Origin of the sequence: Amycolatopsis benzoatilytica AK 16/65 (assembly GCF_000383915.1) — a bacterium.
GTDB lineage: Bacteria > Actinomycetota > Actinomycetes > Mycobacteriales > Pseudonocardiaceae > Amycolatopsis > Amycolatopsis benzoatilytica.
In genome coordinates this window covers 5654772-5670258 of the sequence record NZ_KB912942.1, presented here as the reverse complement: position 1 = coordinate 5670258, position 15487 = coordinate 5654772, and the positions used below count along the sequence as shown (strand labels likewise).

Sequence of the window (15487 nt, the reverse complement as noted above, 5' to 3'; positions counted from 1 at the left end):
GGAAGGCCCGTCATGCCCCATCAAGCCCCCGCCGAAACACGGCGCCCCGGCAAGCGCGCGCCGTCCGGCCAGCCGGCGATCCGGCTCACCGGACTGGAGAAGCATTTCGACAAGGTACGCGCCGTGGACGGGGTCGACCTCGACATCCCGCCCGGCGAGTTCTTCTCGATGCTCGGCCCGTCCGGCTCCGGCAAGACCACCGTGCTGAGGATGATCGCCGGGTTCGAACTGCCCACCGCGGGCACGATCGAACTGGAAGGCCAGGACGTCAGCCAGCTGGCGCCGTTCGACCGCGATGTGAACACGGTTTTCCAGGACTACGCGCTGTTCCCGCACATGACGGTGCGGCAGAACGTGGAGTACGGGCTGAAGGTCAAGCGGGTCGCGAAAGCCGAACGCCAGTCCCGGGCGAAGGAAGCGCTGCGCACGGTGCGGCTGGAGGACTACGGCGACCGCAAGCCTGCGCAGATGTCCGGCGGTCAGCGGCAGCGGGTAGCACTCGCGCGCGCTCTGGTGAATCGCCCGAAAGTGTTGCTGCTGGACGAACCCCTTGGTGCGCTCGACCTCAAGCTCCGCCAGACCATGCAGATCGAGCTCAAGCAGATCCAGCGCGAGGTCGGCATCACCTTCGTCTTCGTCACCCACGACCAGGACGAGGCGCTCACCATGAGCGACCGGATCGCGGTGTTCAACGCGGGCCGCATCGAACAGGTCGGCACTCCGGTGGAGGTTTACGAACGCCCGGCGACGGCGTTCGTGGCCGGTTTCGTCGGCACGTCCAACCTGCTGAGCGGGCGCAGCGCGGAAGCGGTGATCGGAAAGCCGGGCGTGTACAGCATCCGGCCGGAGAAGATCCGCATCGACAGCGATCTCGCGTCTCCGGCCGGTCCCGGCGAAACGTCCGCGACCGGTTCGGTGACGGATGTCGTGTATGCCGGATCGACTGTGCGCTACGCTGTCGCGCTCGATGCGGGGGGTCAGTTGTCCGTAGTCCGCCAGAACACCAGCGAGCCGACCGAGTTCGCCGACGGTCGCGTTCGCCTGCGCTGGCGCCGCGAACACAGTTTCCGGGTCCCCGAAGCCGGCTAGTTCCTCACGGGAAGGTTTCTCTCGCTATGAAGAACAGGAAGACGCTGCTCGCAGGGCTGTGCGGCGTAGGCCTCCTGCTCGCTGCCTGCGGCACCTCGGGCTCCGACTCCAAGACGGGGTCGGCGCCGGGCGCGCAGGGCTTCACGCCGCCCAAGCTGGCCGCGCTGACGCAGCTCGGCCAGCCGGAAGGCCAGCTCAACGTGCTCGCCTGGCCGGGTTACGCGGAGAACGGCTCGAACGACCCAAAGGTCAACTGGGTCACGCCGTTCGAACAGCAGACCGGCTGCAAGGTCAACGTCAAGCCGTTCGGTACCTCGGACGAGGCAGTCACGCTGATGAAGACCGGCCAGTACGACGTGGTTTCCGCCTCCGGCGACGCGTCGCTGCGGCTGGTCGCTTCGGGTGACGTCGAGCCGGTGAACACCGCGCTCGTGCCGAACTACAACGACATCTACCCGTTCCTCAAGAACAAGTCGTGGAACAGCGTCAACAACGTCTCCTACGGCATTCCGCACGGCTGGGGCGCGAACGTGCTCGCGTACCGGACCGACAAGGTTACGCCGGAGCCGAAGTCGTGGTCGCCGATGTTCGACGAGAAGTCGCCGTACAAGGGCAAGGTCATCGCCTACGACTCGCCGATCTACATCGCCGACGCCGCGCTGTACCTGATGGCGCACCGGCCGGACCTGGGCATCAAGAACCCGTACGCGTTGGACGACAAGCAGTTCGCCGCCGCGGTGGACCTGCTGAAGAAGCAGCGTCCGCTGGTTTCCGAGTACTGGTCGGACTACCTCAAGGAAACGCAGTCGCTCAAGAACGGCGACGGCGTGATCAGCACCGCCTGGCAGGTGACCGTGAACCTCGCCAAGAGCGAGGGCGCGCCGGTGGCCGCGACGGTGCCGAGCGAGGGCGCGACCGGCTGGTCGGACACCTGGATGGTCGCCACGAAGTCGCAGCACAAGACGTGTGCGTACAAGTGGATGGACTACATCGTGAGCCCGAAGGTGAACGCCCAGGTCGCCGAGTACTTCGGCGAGGCGCCGGCGAACTCCAAGGCATGCGCGGAGTTCAAGGACAAGTCGCTGTGCGACACCTACCACGCCAACGACGCCGCGTACGCCGCCAAGATCCAGTACTGGACCACGCCGATCCCGCAGTGCCTCGACGGCCGCACAGACGTCAAGTGCAAGGACTACGGCGACTGGACCCGCGCCTGGACTGAGATCAAGGGCTGATCTCCCGCGGGCTGTGCGAGCCCCAATGTGGCATTGGGTGCATCCAACGCACCCAATGTGGCATTCGGTGCATGCGACGCAACCAATGCCACATTGGGGTGCTGCTCAGCTTCGCCCATCCTCACCCGAAAGTGTTAAACCATGACCGCAGTGAGCCCGCCGGGCCATCGCCTCTCGGCTTTCTTCCACCGCAAACCCAAGCTGCGCCTAGGTCTCCTGCTGTCGGCCCCGATGCTCTGGCTCGGACTGGCCTACCTCGGCGCGCTCGCCGCCCTGTTCATCACGGCCTTCTGGACCACCGACGTCTACACCGGACAGGTGGTCACCGACTGGTCGTTCGACAACTTCGTCACTCTTTTCAGTGATTCGGTCTACCGCACGATCACCTTCCGCACGGTCGGCATCGCGTTGCTGGTGACCGTGATCGACGCGGTGATCGCCTTCCCGATGGCGTTCGCGATGGCCAAGCTGGCTTCGCCGAAGACGCAGCGCCTGCTGGTCATCCTGGTGATGACGCCGCTGTGGGCGAGCTACCTGGTGAAGGCGTACGCGTGGCGGACCCTGTTGTCCGGCAACGGAGTGCTGAACTGGCTGCTGGGCCCGGTCGGCCTGTCCGGCCCGGGCTACGGCGTCACGGCCACCGTGATCACGCTGTCCTACCTCTGGCTGCCGTACATGATCCTGCCGATCTACGCGGGTCTCGAGCGGCTGCCGGACTCGCTGGTGGACGCTTCCGGCGACCTGGGCGCGAAGTCCTTCCGCACGTTCCGGTCGGTGATCCTGCCGCTGACCTTCCCGGCCATCGTGGCGGGTTCGATCTTCACCTTCTCGCTGTCGCTCGGCGACTACATCGCGGTGAAGATCGTCGGCGGCACGTCGCAGATGCTCGGCAACGTCGTGTACGACAACATCGGCGCGGCCAACAACCTGCCGTTCGCCGCGACCGTGGCCACCGTGCCGGTCGTGATCATGCTCGTCTACTTGGCCGCGGTGCGCCGCACCGGCGCGCTGGACAACCTTTAGGAGACCGCCGTGCGGATGTCGAAACCCGCCCGGGTGCTGCTGTGGACCGCGCTCGGCGTCGGATTCGCGGTGATCTACTTCCCGCTGCTGGTGGTCCTGCTCAACTCGGTCAACGCCGACACCACGTTCGGCTGGCCGCCCAAGAGCTTCACGCTCGAGTGGTGGGGCCGGGCGGTCACGAACGAAGGCGCGCTGCACGCGCTGTGGACGAGCGTCGTCGCCGGACTGTCGGCCACCGCGATCGCCCTGGTTCTCGGCACGATGGCCGCCTTCGCGCTGCAAAAGTACCGGTTTTTCGGCCGGAACTCGTTGTCGCTGCTGGTGATCCTGCCGATCGCGCTGCCCGGCATCGTCACCGGCATCGCGCTGAACAACGCGTTCCGCACGATTTTCGGCCTAGACCTCGGCCTGATGACGGCGATCGTCGCGCACGCCACGTTCTGCATCGTGGTGGTGTTCAACAACGTCGTCGCCCGGCTGCGCCGGATGGGAGGCAACCTCGAAGAGGCGTCGATGGACCTCGGCGCGGACGGCATGACGACCTTCCGCCTGGTGACCTTCCCGATGCTGCGCTCGGCGCTGCTGGCCGGCGGGCTGCTCGCGTTCGCGCTGTCGTTCGACGAGATCATCGTGACCACGTTCACCCTCGGCACCGGCATGGAAACGCTGCCGATCTGGATCTACAACAACCTGTTCCGGCCCAACCAGGCCCCGGTGGTCAACGTGGTCGCGGCGGTGCTGATCGTGGTGTCGACGGTGCCGGTCTACCTGGCGCAGCGGCTCTCCGGCGGCGACAGCTCCAGCGGCGGCCGGATCTGAAACCGCAAGTCCGTGATGGGCCCCTTCCGAGAATCCGATTCCCGGAAGGGGCCCTTCACGGACTCATCGGAAGCTGTCGGCGGCGGCCCGAAGCGCGGCCATCACGCCGGGATCGCTGACCGCGTGCCCGGCGCCCTCGACCAGTTTCAGTTCCGAACCCGGCCACGCCCGGTGCAGCTGATGGGCGGTGATCGGCGGGCACACCGCGTCGTAGCGTCCCTGCACCAGCACTCCGGGGATGCCGGCCAGCTTCCCCGCGTCCCGGATCAGCTGCCCTTCCTCCAGCCACGCCCCATGCCGGAAGTAGTGCACGGCGAGGCGGGCGAACGTCACTGCGAATTCCTGGTTGGAGTACTGGTGCACAAAGGACTCTTGCGGCAGCAAGGCCACCGTCGCGCCTTCCCAGACGCTCCAAGCGATCGCCGCCCGTTCGCGCACCGCGCGGTCGGGGGAGCGCAGCAGTTCCGCGTACCCGGCAATCGGGTCCGCCTGCTGTGCCTCCGGCAGCGGTGAAACGAACGCTTCCCACTCAGCGGGGAACAGATTCGCCGCGCCGCCGCGGTAAAGCCAGTCGAGTTCGCGCTGCCGGACTGTGAACACGCCGCGCAGTACCAGTTCCGACACGCGCGCCGGGTAAGTCTGCGCGTAGGCCAGAGCGAGGGTGGAGCCCCACGAACCGCCGAACAGCTGCCAGCGTGCGATGTTCAGCCGTTCGCGCAGCAGCTCCATGTCGGACACCAAGTGCCACAACGTGTTCGCCGAGAGGTCGTCCTCGCCCGCCTTTGGCGTGCTGCGCCCGGACCCGCGCTGGTCGAACAGGATGATCCGGTATGCCTCCGGGTCGAAGTGCCTGCGCATCATCGGCGAGATCCCGCTGCCCGGACCGCCGTGCAGCACCGCGACCGGTTTCCCGTCCGGGTTCCCGGCTTCCTGGCAGTAGATCCGGTGTCCGTCGCCGACGTCCAGCATCCCGTCGGCCCGCACCGGAGTCGGCGGGTAGAGCTCGTCCATGCGGATACTTTCCCCGAACGCGCTCCGGCGGCGCACCTGGGGTGGTGCGCCGCCGGACGCAGGTGGGGGCCCGCCCCCGCCGCCGGGCTGAGCGGGCCCCCGTCTGTGATCGCGTCAGCAGCCGGGCGTTGCGGCTACGTTCGCGAAACCCTTCCCCGCGTTGGTCACCTTGTTGCTGGCGCAGACCTTGTTCCCGGTGGCCGCTTTGACCACGTAGAACCCGTAGGCCGAGGGTGCCTGCACGTCCGCGGTGTTGTTGGCGAAGGTGTTGTTCTGGCCCCATCCGTCGACCTGTACGTGGACCTCGAACGAGCCGTACGTGGCGTCGTGCACGAAGACCTTGCTGCCCTTGTTGCCGGTGACGAGGTAGTCGTTGCCCTTCACGTCGACCCAGCTGTCGGCGTAGTTCTCGCCGCTCTGGCCGGTGCCGTCGAAGGTGTTGTCGCGCAGTTCGCCGCCGGTGGTGCCTTCCTTGACGTCGATGGACTCCGCGCGCACGTTCGGGCCGATCTTGTTGCCGATCGCCTTGTTGCGGTCGCTGTGGTCGGGCTGCCCGTTCGGCCAGTTGCTGTTCGCCGAGCCGAAGTAGATGCCTTCGCCGAAGCCGCCGTTCTCCTTGCCGGTGTCGGAGATCTCCGAGTTCTGCACGACGTTGTCGCTGCTGCCGTGCTGGAAGTGGATGCCCTCGTTGCCGATGCCGGCGACCTTGAGCCCGTCGACCAGCGTGTGGTTCACGCCGAGGGCCATCAGGCCCTTCTGGCCGCCGGTGACCGTGAAGCCGGAGATCGTCCAGTAGCTGCCGGTCAGCTCGATCGTCCGGCCGCCGGACGCCTGCACTACCGCGCTGCGCGGGCCGGTCAGGGTGATCCGGCTGGAGCTGGTGCCGTTGGCGGTCGCCTTGAAGTTGCCGGTGTAGGTGGTGTTCGCGGCCAGTTGGATCGTGGTGCCGGGCGTGGCGGCGGCCAGCGCGGCCTTCAGTTCGGCGGAAGTCTTGACCGGAACAGTCCCGGCGGACGCCGCGGGTGTGGCGAGCGCGAGCAGTGCCACGGCTCCGGCAGCGGCTGCCAGAACTCGATCGCGTACACGCATTCCAACCCTCCTCGTCGAGGCTTCGATCACTTCGATCACTTCGATGCGGCGTGGCGCTCACGCTAAGACATCAGGCGAACACTGGTCAAGTACATGATTGTTGTTCAAGTATGTGAATGAACGACAGGTGTCCGCGAGCGGTACTCCGGGCGCTTTCCGGGATGGCTTGCCCGGAGTTAACCGGGGCATCGGTAGCTTTTGCGCGGAAATCCCGAAACCGGTTCGAGAAAGGCCCGCGAATGTCCGCGGTCAGCTACGTCGAGTCCATTGTGGTCGGCGCATTGCAAGGGGTGTCGGAATTGTTTCCGGTGTCCAGTCTCGGGCACAGCGTGCTGCTGCCCGCGCTCGTCGGCGGGAGCTGGGCGAACGACCTGAGCATCGGGAAGGATTCGCCCTACCTGGCCGTGCTGGTCGCGATGCACGTGGCCACCGCGCTCGCGCTGGTGCTGTTTTTCCGGCGCGACTGGGTGCGGATCGTCGGCGGCCTGTGGACGTCGATCCGCGGGCGCGAGGTGCGCACCGCCGACCAGCGGCTCGCCTGGCTGCTCATCCTCGCCACCATCCCGGTCGGGATCGCCGGGCTGCTCCTGGAGAGCCTGCTGCGGGACTTCCTCGGCAAGCCGGTGCCGTCGGCGATCTTCCTCGCGCTCAACGGCGGGGTGCTCTACGCGGCGGAGAAGTTCGCCCGGAAACCGGTCGAAACGCGCGGTGGACGGTCCGAGGACACCATCGACTTCAGTGCCGAGGAGACGATGGTGATGCGCGCGGTCACCGTCGAGGAGGCCACCGACGTCCGGCTCTCGAAGCTGAGCGTCAAGGAGGCCGTGCTGATCGGCTCGGCGCAGATTCTGGCGCTGCTGCCCGGGATCAGCCGTTCCGGCATCACCATGGTGGCCGGGCTGCGCCGCGGCCTCGACCACGAGGACGCCGCCCGGTTCGCCTGGTTGCTGGCCACCCCGGTGATCCTCGCTGCCGGTGTGCTCAAGATGCCCTCGCTGTTCAAGCCGGAGAACAGCTCGTCGCTCGGCCCGGCACTGGTCGGCAGCGTCGTGGCCTTCATCGCGTCCTATATTTCTGTCCGTTTCCTGACGAAATACTTCGAGACGCGCACCTTGACCCCCTTCGCCATCTACTGCGGTATCGCCGGAATCGGCAGCTTGATCTACTTCTCGGTGTCAGGGGCGGCGTAGCCGACGATTCCGCCGGGTGCACACTGAGCACATCGAAATCGTGCCTGACCTGCCGCCGCTGAGCGGAGCGACGTACCTGACGGCCTGGACGCTCGACGTCCCGGCCGTCATTGTCGCGCTCGCGCTCGGCGTCGCCTACGTCCTCGCCGCCCGCCGCCAGGAGAACTGGGCGGGCGCACGCACCTCGGCGTTCCTCTGCGGGCTGGCGACGCTCGTGTTCGTCACCTGCTCGTTCCTCGGCAAGTACGACACGACGCTCTTCTGGGTCCGGGCGACGCAGAACACCGTGCTGCTGATGGTGACGCCGCTTCTGCTCGCGCTCGGCGCGCCGGTGACGCTGCTGATGCGCACCGCGTCGCCTGGGCTCGCCAATTGGCTGCGCAAGTACGGGCGAAGCGGCTTCGCTCGCTTCATCACCTTCCCGCTGTCGGTGACGGTGATGCTGATCGCGCCGTTCCTGATCATCTACCTGACGCCGCTGTACGAGCTTTCGCTCGACTCGGCGCTGGTCGGCGGCCTCGTGCGCACTGCGCTCGTGCTGGCCGGCTTCCTCTACTTCTACAGCCGTGTGCAGCTCGACCCGACGCCGCGGGAGGGCTCGCACCTGGTGTCGGTGTGGATCTCGTTCACCGAAGTGGTCTTCGACGGCGCGCTCGGCCTAGTGCTGTGGCTCGGACCGCTGCTCGCGCCCGCGCACTACGCTGCGGTGCATCGCGAATGGGGCCCGGACCAGCGGACCGACCAGATCATCGGCGCCGGTGTGCTGTGGATCGGCGGCGACGTCGCCGGGCTGCCGTTCGTCGGCGCGTTGTTCATCCGATGGGCGCGTGACGACGAGAAGCGGGCGAAACGGTTAGACCGGAAATTGGACGAGGAAGCGGAATCAGGCGAGGCGCCGGCGAAGGGGCTGTGGTGGGAGAACGACCCGGAACTCGCCCAGCGGTTCCGCCGCCGGCCGTGAGTGCCTGGCCCGCCGCGCGGTCGCGAGGCCGCTCGGCTGAAGCAGGGAGCGCCGTGGCCCGGCGTCGGCGCTCCCCGGACAGCTCAGTGGAATTCGTGCTCCGGCGCCGGGAATTCGCCGCGCCGGACGTCTTCGGCGAACGCCTTGGCGGCGTTCTGCAGCACCCCGGCAACGTCGGCGTAGCGCTTGACGAACCTAGGCGCCTTGCCCCGGCGCAGCCCGGCCATGTCCTGCCACACCAGCACCTGGGCGTCGCAGTCCGAACCGGCGCCGATACCGACCGTCGGGATCGTCAGCTCGTGCGTGACCCGCTTGGCCGCTTCGGCGGGCACCATCTCCATCACGACCGCGAAGGCGCCGGCTTCCTGCAGGGCCCGCGCGTCGGCGAGCAGCGCCTCCGCCGCTTCGCCGCGCCCCTGCACCCGGTAACCGCCGAGGTTGTGCTCGCTCTGCGGGGTGAAGCCGATGTGGCCCATGACCGGGATCCCGGCCGAGGTGAGCGCTTCGACGTGCGCGGCGAACCGACGGCCGCCTTCCAGCTTCACCGCGTGCGCGCGGCCCTCCTTCATGAACCGGACGGACGTGGCCAGCGCCTGCTCTGGGGACAGCTGGTAGGAGCCGAACGGCAGGTCCGCCACGACCAGCGCGCGCTTCGCCGCCCGAGTGACCGAGCGGACCAGGGGGAGCAGCTCGTCCACCGTGACCGGCAGCGAGGTGTCGTAGCCGAACACGTTGTTGGCCGCGGAATCGCCGACCAGCAGCACCGGGATGCCTGCCTCGTCGAACAGCTCGGCGGTGTACATGTCGTACGCGGTGAGCATCGGCCACGGCTCGCCGCGTTCCTTGAGCTCGCGCAGATGGTGGATGCGAACCTTCCGCGGCGTTCCGGCCGGGGAGGCTGGACCCGTTCCGTACGGCGCGGCTACTTCGCCGGAGGAACCGGCAGGCTGGGCAGACATCGTCGTCGACCGTCCTTCCCTCGGGGCCTCGAAGAGGTCCCCGGGTCGTGGAATCAGTACCGGTCTCAGCGTGACACGCGGGCCGAACCGCCCCAAGACCGTGCGACCAGCTTCACACGGGCGGGTGCGGACAACCGATTTGCCTCCTGTGACGTCTTGACAGGCATCGGACCGTTTTGTGTCCGGTGGTGGAAACGCCGGGCCTTCGCAGCGACCCGGTGCCCCGCAGAAAGGTACCGATGAAAACCGCAGTGAGCGCCCGCCCGCGCATCCCCGGCTGGAAGGCCCGAGCCGGTGGTCTGGCCGCCACGATCGTGCAGCTCGCCGCGATTTTCTCGGTGGTGCTGCTGCTAGCCGGCGGGCGGCACGGACGCGTGATGAACGGCATCGACATGGTGTTCGGCGCGGTGAGCGTGCCGACCAGTTCGAGCCTCGTGATCATCCTGATGCTCACCGTGCTGGGCGCCGCGTTGCGCCGGCGCAAGAAGGCCGCGCTGTACGTGCTCGTGCTGTTCCAGGTCGCCGGCCTGGTGACCACCTTGGTCCTGCAGTACTTGCTGCTGTTCTCGCCCGAGTTGCTCACCTTGAGCACCCGGCAGATGCGGCACATCCCGACCCAGGTCGGCGCGCTCGCCGTCGCCGACGCGATCTCGATCCTGCTGATCTGGTTCCTGCTGACGCTGCGGCCCGCGTTCCCCGCCCGGCTCGCCCCTGGCGCCTGGTGGAACGGGCTGTCCGTGCTGTTCCTGGGCTTCGTCGGCGTGATCCTGCTCGGCTGGGGGCTCACCGAGGTGTTCCCGGGCACGCTCGGCGACACCTGGGAGCGGTTCGCCTGGACCGTCAACCACGCCACCGGCGAGAACCTGCAGCTGCGCCGGATCGGCATCGGCGAGGGGCCGGCTTGGGTCGACTGGGTGCTCGACATCGGTGCGACCTTCGTGGCTACAGCCGCGCTGTACACGCTCTTCCGCGGCGTACGCAGCCGCCGCATCCGGACCGACGAGGAAGAGTTGCGGGTGCGCCGCCTGCTTGCGGAGTACGGCGAGGACGACTCGCTCGGCTACTTCGCGACGCGTCGCGACAAGAGCGTCATGTTCGCTCCCAACGGTCGCGCCGCGGTGACGTACCGAGTCCTGGGCGGCACCAGTGTCGCGAGCGCGGACCCGATCGGCGACCCGGACGCATGGCCGGACGCGGTGCAGGCATGGATCGACGAGGCACGTACGTACGGCTGGATCCCGGGTGCTCTCGGTGCCAGCGAGAAAGGCGCGAAGGCGTACGCGGCCGCCGGGATGCGCGCGCTGGAGATCGGTGACGAAGCGGTCCTCGACGTTCGCGAGTTCTCCCTCACTGGTCCCGAGCGCAAATCGGTCCGGCAGGCGGTGAAGCGGATCGAGCGTGCCGGGTACACCGCGCAGGTGCGACGGCACAGCGAAATCCCCGAAGACGAGATGGCGCAGTTGCTCGCCCGCGCGCAGCAGTGGCGCGGCGACGAGTCCGAGCGCGGCTTTTCGATGGCCCTCGGCCGGCTCGGCGACCCGAGCGACGGCCGCAGCGTGATGGTGGAGGCGTACGACGCGCGCGGCCAGCTCCGCGGTCTGCTGTCCTTCGTGCCGTGGGGCCGGCGCGGTCTTTCGCTGGACCTGATGCGGCGCGACCGGGACGCCGAGAACGGGCTCAACGAGTTCATGGTGGCGGAGGTCGTCGCGGCCGCGCAGCACATCGGCACGCAGCGGATCTCGCTGAACTTCGCGATGTTCCGGGCCGTGTTCTCCGAAGGCGAGCGGATCGGGGCTGGCCCGGTGCTGCGCGCCTGGCGGTCGGTGCTCGGTGTCGCGTCGCGGTTCTTCCAGCTGGAGTCGCTTTACCGGTCGAACGCGAAGTACGGCCCGGACTGGGAACCGCGGTTCCTTTGCTACACCTCGGCCCGGCGACTCCCGCGGGTCGGCATCGTCGCCGGCGCGCTGGAGGGCTTCGTGCCCACCGGCCGCGCCCGCACGCTGAAACTGGAGAACGTCAGCGAGGACTTCTTCGATCAGGTCCGCCAGATCGACGAAGCGGCCGCGAAGGTGGTCCCGGCGGCCAAGCGCCGCCCGGAGCAGGTGCGGGTGCGAGTGGCCAAAGTGGACAAGCTGCGCGAGCTGGGGGTGGACCCGTACCCGGTCGGCTTCGCCCGCGAGGACCTGCTCGGGGACGTGGTCGGCAAGTTCGGCGAGCTGGCCCCGGACACCCGGACCGGCGAACGGGTGCGGGTGGCCGGGCGAGTGCTCGCGCTGCGCACCCTCGGCGGGCTGTGTTTCGCGCGGATCAAGGACTTCTCCGGCGAACTGCAGCTGATGCTCGACGCCGAGGTGCTCGACCTGACCGGCTGGCGCACCGGCGTCGACCTCGGCGACCACGTCGGCGTGAGCGGCGAGGTGATCACGTCGAAGCGGGGCGAGCTGTCCGTGCTGGTGGACGAGTGGACAGTCACCGCGAAGTGCCTGCATCCGTTGCCGGACAAGCGAAAGGGCCTGACCGACCCGGAGACGCGGGTGCGGCAGCGCTATCTGGACCTGGCGGTCAACCCGGACTCCGCGCACCTGCTGCGGCTGCGGTCCACCGTGGTCCGCTCGTTGCGGGAGCGCTTGCACCAGGGCGACTTCCTGGAAGTCGAAACCCCGATGCTGCAGACCATCCACGGCGGTGCGAACGCACGGCCGTTCATCACCCACATCAACGCCTACGACATGCGGATGTACCTCCGGATCGCGCCGGAGCTGTACCTGAAGCGGCTGTGCGTGGCGGGGGTCGAGCGGGTCTTCGAGCTGAACCGGAACTTCCGCAACGAGGGTGTCGACGCGACGCACAACCCGGAGTTCACGATGCTGGAGGCGTACCAGGCGTACGCGGACTACAACTCCATGCGGCAGCTGATGCGCGAGCTGATCCAGTACGCCGCCGAAGCCGCCTACGGCGCACAGATCGTGCGTCGCCACGGCGCCGACGGCCGAATCGTCGAGCACGACATCTCCGGTGACTGGCCAGTGATCCCGGTGCACACCGCGGTGTCGGAGGCGCTCGGCGAGGAGATCGACTCGAGCACTTCGGTCGCGACCCTGCGAAAGGTGTGCCTCGCCGCCGGTGTACCGGTGCCTGAGGACGCCGGCGCGGGCGACTTGGTGTTGAAAGCGCACGAGCACCTGGTCGAAGGAAAGACGGTGCTGCCGACCTTCTACACCGACTACCCGACCGAGGTCTCGCCGCTGACCCGCCAGCACCGCCGCGACCCGAGGCTGGCCGAACGCTGGGACCTGATCGCGTTCGGCTCCGAGGTGGGCACCGCCTACACCGAGCTGACCGACCCGCTCGAACAGCGCCGCCGCCTGGAAGCCCAGTCTTTGCGCGCCGCGAGCGGCGACGTCGAGGCGATGGAACTGGACGAGGACTTCCTGCTGGCGCTGGAGCACGGCATGCCGCCGACCGGCGGCCTGGGCATGGGCGTGGACCGGCTGCTGATGATGCTGAGCGGGACGTCGATCCGGCAGACCGTGCTGTTCCCGTTCGTCCGGCCCCAGGTGTGACCGGCACTGGCTCAGTGTGAGGAGTCGGTAGCGGATGGTGCCGGTCCCGGGCCGGTAAGTCACGGGTGTGACACCGTCTGGCACTCCGTCGCAGGGATTCGCTTAGGGTGGGCAAGTGCGCGCTGCTCGGGTGGCTTCGATCGCCCTGATCGGACTGGGTTTGGCGGGGTATTCCGCGTGGCTGCTGGAGTTTTTCCTGCCGACCGGAGTCTCGCCGGTGCGGCAGCCGGTCTGGGACCTCTTGCGCGCACGCCCGGAATTCCAGATCGCGACCGGGCTGGGCGGGTTGGCGTTCTTCCTGGCCGGGCCGGCGCTGATGCGCTTGGTGCCGGTGCACTGGACGAGCCGGCTGACCGCGGTCTCGGTGGGCGCGTTCGGGATCGTGCTGATGGTGTGCGCCGGCGTGCCGGAGACCGTCGTGACGCCGATCCTGCTGAACCTGATCTTCGTGCTCGGCGCGGTGAGCCTGGTCCTGTGGTGGCCGCCGCGCTGGCGCGCCGTGGCGGTCGGCGGGCTGTCGTTCGTCCTTCTCGCGTGGCTCTTGGTGGTGGCCGCCGAGATGGCCGGGCACCTGCAGGGAGTGTCCACGAGAGTGCAGTTGGTCGTTCAGGCGGCGGAGATCGTGCTCGGCGGCGCGTACGTCGTGCAGATGCCGGTCCCGCCGAACGGCCGGAAATTGTCGGTGGCGGATGGGACGCTGCGAAGCAACCGACACCGGAAGTGAGGCCACCATGGCTGGCAAAGTCTCCCCGACCCCCGACGAGCGCAGCGGACTGCTCGGTTTCCTGGCCCAGCAACGCCAGGCGATGAAGGCGGCGGTCTACGGACTGACCGACGAGCAGGCCCGCGCGGTGCCGAGCGCGAGCGAGTTGAGCGTCGGCGGCCTGGTGAAACATGTGTCGTCCACCGAGAGCGAGTGGATAGACCGGGTGCTGCGCGTCGAGCCGAAGCCGTTCGCCGAGAGCATGGCGGGGTACCAGGAGAATTACCGGCTGGGCCCGGACGAGACGATGGATTCGGTGCTCGCCGGGTACGACCGGGTAGCCGCCCGGACCGAAGAGGTCATCGCCGGGATCGCCGACCTGGACCAGGAAGTCCCGGTGCCGAAGGACGTCCCGTGGTTCCCGCCGGACGTGGACGCCTGGTCGGTGCGGTGGGTGCTGCTGCACCTGATCGAGGAGACGGCTCGGCACGCCGGACACGCGGACATCATCCGGGAATCGCTGGACGGAGCAACCGCGATGCCGCTGCTGGCCGCGGTCGAGGGATGGCCGGCAACGGATTGGCTGAAGCCTTGGCAAGCGGGGGAATGACCGGCAGGTCCGGCGGTCGCTGAGCGGCCTGGGTCGCGAAGCTAGGCACGGCCTGCGGGGACAGGAGGGGCCGGGCTGAACGGGCCGCCGGGAGCAGGCCGGGCAGGGGAAGACCGGCCGGGACGAGCTGCCTGCGGATGAGCTGCCCGGGATGCGCGAGCGCTGCGGGGTTGACCTGACGCTGGGAAGAGCGCTGAGCCCGGGGCCGCCGACTCCGCCGAGATCACGTTCCGGGCTGACCGGTGTCGTGCGGACGTGCCCGAACGCCGCGCATCCTGGAAGCCTTGACCATCGTTCCGCCCGGATTCCGGCGGGCTGCCCGGAGTCCGGCTGCACTGGGGGTGTGGCCGGAACCCGGGGCGCTCGTCGTCGAACCGGAACGGGGGTTTGGCGTCGTCAGCTGCCAAGCTCGCGCCCCGAACTCTGGCCAGCTCGCTCGAAAACCTGGTCAGGTCGCCAGTCGGCTCGCTCGTACGAAGACTCCGACGGGAGCCGCCCGCGTCCTCCGCCCGGCGAAGACTCCGACCAGGAGCCGCCCGCAGCCTCCATCCGGCGAAGACTTCGGCGGGAACCCACCCGGTTCCGTCGAGAACCCCGGCCCGGACCGGTCAGAACAGCGTCGGCTCGTCCGGAAACGCCCCCTCGATCACCAGCATCCGCCGTTTCGTCTCGACTCCGCCCGGTGCCGAGAACCCTCCGGTGTTCTTGCCCGCGCCCAGCACCCGGTGGCACGGCACGATGATGGGGAACGGGTTGTTCCCCATCGCCTGCCCGACCGCCTGCGCCGAACCCGGTGCGCCCAGCCGATGCGCGATGTCCCCGTAGGTCAGCACTTTTCCCGGCGGAATGGCACGCGCGACGTCATACGCGCGCCGGTTGAACTCCGGCACTCCCCGGTAGTCCAGCGGAACCGAACGCAGATCGCGGGATTGGCCGGACAGCAGCGCGACCACGTCCTCCACTACCGGCCGCAGGTCTTCCGGCACCGGTGATTCGACCGCGTCCGGGAAGCGAGTCTCCAGGTGCGCCCGCGTGCGTGCGGGCGTGCTGCCCGGCAGTGCGGTGCCGATGACCGCACCGTCGCGCCAGGCGAGGCCGCACGCCCCGATCGGGGTGTCGAACACCGTGAACCCAACCGTCATGCGGCCCAGCGTACGGTCCGGCGCCGACAGAAACTGGCGGGAAAACGACACGACCCCGCGCCGCGCGGACCGGGCAAGATGGCGTCCGCATCG

At 68.4% G+C, this 15487-nt stretch carries 13 protein-coding genes; 9 read left to right on the top strand and 4 right to left on the bottom strand.

Annotated elements, in window-relative coordinates; translation table 11 throughout:
• The first annotated feature begins 12 nt into the window (after positions 1-12).
• The 4 genes from AMYBE_RS0126095 (at position 13) to AMYBE_RS0126080 (ending at position 4166) form a co-directional block, all read left to right on the top strand.
• Entirely contained in the window at positions 13-1089 is a 1077-nt protein-coding gene (locus AMYBE_RS0126095) for an ABC transporter ATP-binding protein (protein ID WP_020662341.1), read from the top strand.
• A gap of 26 nt (positions 1090-1115) precedes the next feature.
• Complete coding sequence (locus tag AMYBE_RS0126090; protein ID WP_020662340.1) at positions 1116-2324, top strand: ABC transporter substrate-binding protein; 1209 nt, start codon at positions 1116-1118, stop codon at positions 2322-2324.
• 141 nt (positions 2325-2465) lie between these two features.
• Entirely contained in the window at positions 2466-3347 is an 882-nt protein-coding gene (locus tag AMYBE_RS0126085) for an ABC transporter permease (RefSeq protein WP_020662339.1), read from the top strand.
• A gap of 15 nt (positions 3348-3362) precedes the next feature.
• The gene (locus AMYBE_RS0126080) at positions 3363-4166 is read left to right on the top strand and encodes an ABC transporter permease (protein WP_425386958.1); all 804 of its coding nucleotides are present in this window, start codon (positions 3363-3365) and stop codon (positions 4164-4166) included.
• A gap of 63 nt (positions 4167-4229) precedes the next feature.
• On the opposite strand, the gene pip is transcribed toward AMYBE_RS0126080, so the two are convergent.
• Both pip and AMYBE_RS0126070 read right to left on the bottom strand, forming a co-directional pair.
• Positions 4230-5177: a prolyl aminopeptidase gene (pip, locus tag AMYBE_RS0126075; protein WP_020662337.1), complete on the bottom strand. Its 948-nt coding sequence runs from the start codon at positions 5175-5177 to the stop codon at positions 4230-4232.
• 114 nt (positions 5178-5291) lie between these two features.
• Entirely contained in the window at positions 5292-6266 is a 975-nt protein-coding gene (locus AMYBE_RS0126070) for a right-handed parallel beta-helix repeat-containing protein (RefSeq protein WP_027928020.1), read from the bottom strand.
• Positions 6267-6505: 239 nt separating this feature from the next.
• Between AMYBE_RS0126070 and AMYBE_RS0126065 the strand changes: the two genes are divergently transcribed.
• Positions 6506-7456, top strand: a complete 951-nt coding sequence (locus AMYBE_RS0126065; protein WP_020662335.1) for an undecaprenyl-diphosphate phosphatase — start codon at positions 6506-6508, stop codon at positions 7454-7456.
• Between the two features lie 16 nt (positions 7457-7472).
• Positions 7473-8417: a cytochrome c oxidase assembly protein gene (locus AMYBE_RS0126060; protein ID WP_020662334.1), complete on the top strand. Its 945-nt coding sequence runs from the start codon at positions 7473-7475 to the stop codon at positions 8415-8417.
• An 83-nt stretch (positions 8418-8500) separates the two neighbouring features.
• On the opposite strand, the gene panB is transcribed toward AMYBE_RS0126060, so the two are convergent.
• Positions 8501-9376, bottom strand: coding sequence for a 3-methyl-2-oxobutanoate hydroxymethyltransferase (gene panB, locus AMYBE_RS0126055; protein ID WP_020662333.1), 876 nt, complete (start codon positions 9374-9376; stop codon positions 8501-8503).
• A 239-nt stretch (positions 9377-9615) separates the two neighbouring features.
• Between panB and lysX the strand changes: the two genes are divergently transcribed.
• The 3 genes from lysX to AMYBE_RS0126040 all read left to right on the top strand — a co-directional run bounded on the left by lysX (position 9616) and on the right by AMYBE_RS0126040 (position 14252).
• Complete coding sequence (gene lysX, locus AMYBE_RS0126050; RefSeq protein WP_020662332.1) at positions 9616-12939, top strand: bifunctional lysylphosphatidylglycerol synthetase/lysine--tRNA ligase LysX; 3324 nt, start codon at positions 9616-9618, stop codon at positions 12937-12939.
• A 115-nt stretch (positions 12940-13054) separates the two neighbouring features.
• A complete protein-coding gene (locus tag AMYBE_RS42350) occupies positions 13055-13663 on the top strand; it encodes a hypothetical protein (RefSeq protein WP_027928018.1) in 609 nt (202 codons plus the stop codon).
• A gap of 7 nt (positions 13664-13670) precedes the next feature.
• Entirely contained in the window at positions 13671-14252 is a 582-nt protein-coding gene (locus AMYBE_RS0126040) for a DinB family protein (protein ID WP_020662330.1), read from the top strand.
• A gap of 608 nt (positions 14253-14860) precedes the next feature.
• On the opposite strand, the gene AMYBE_RS0126035 is transcribed toward AMYBE_RS0126040, so the two are convergent.
• Positions 14861-15394: a methylated-DNA--[protein]-cysteine S-methyltransferase gene (locus AMYBE_RS0126035; RefSeq protein WP_027928017.1), complete on the bottom strand. Its 534-nt coding sequence runs from the start codon at positions 15392-15394 to the stop codon at positions 14861-14863.
• Between the last annotated feature and the right edge of the window lie 93 nt (positions 15395-15487).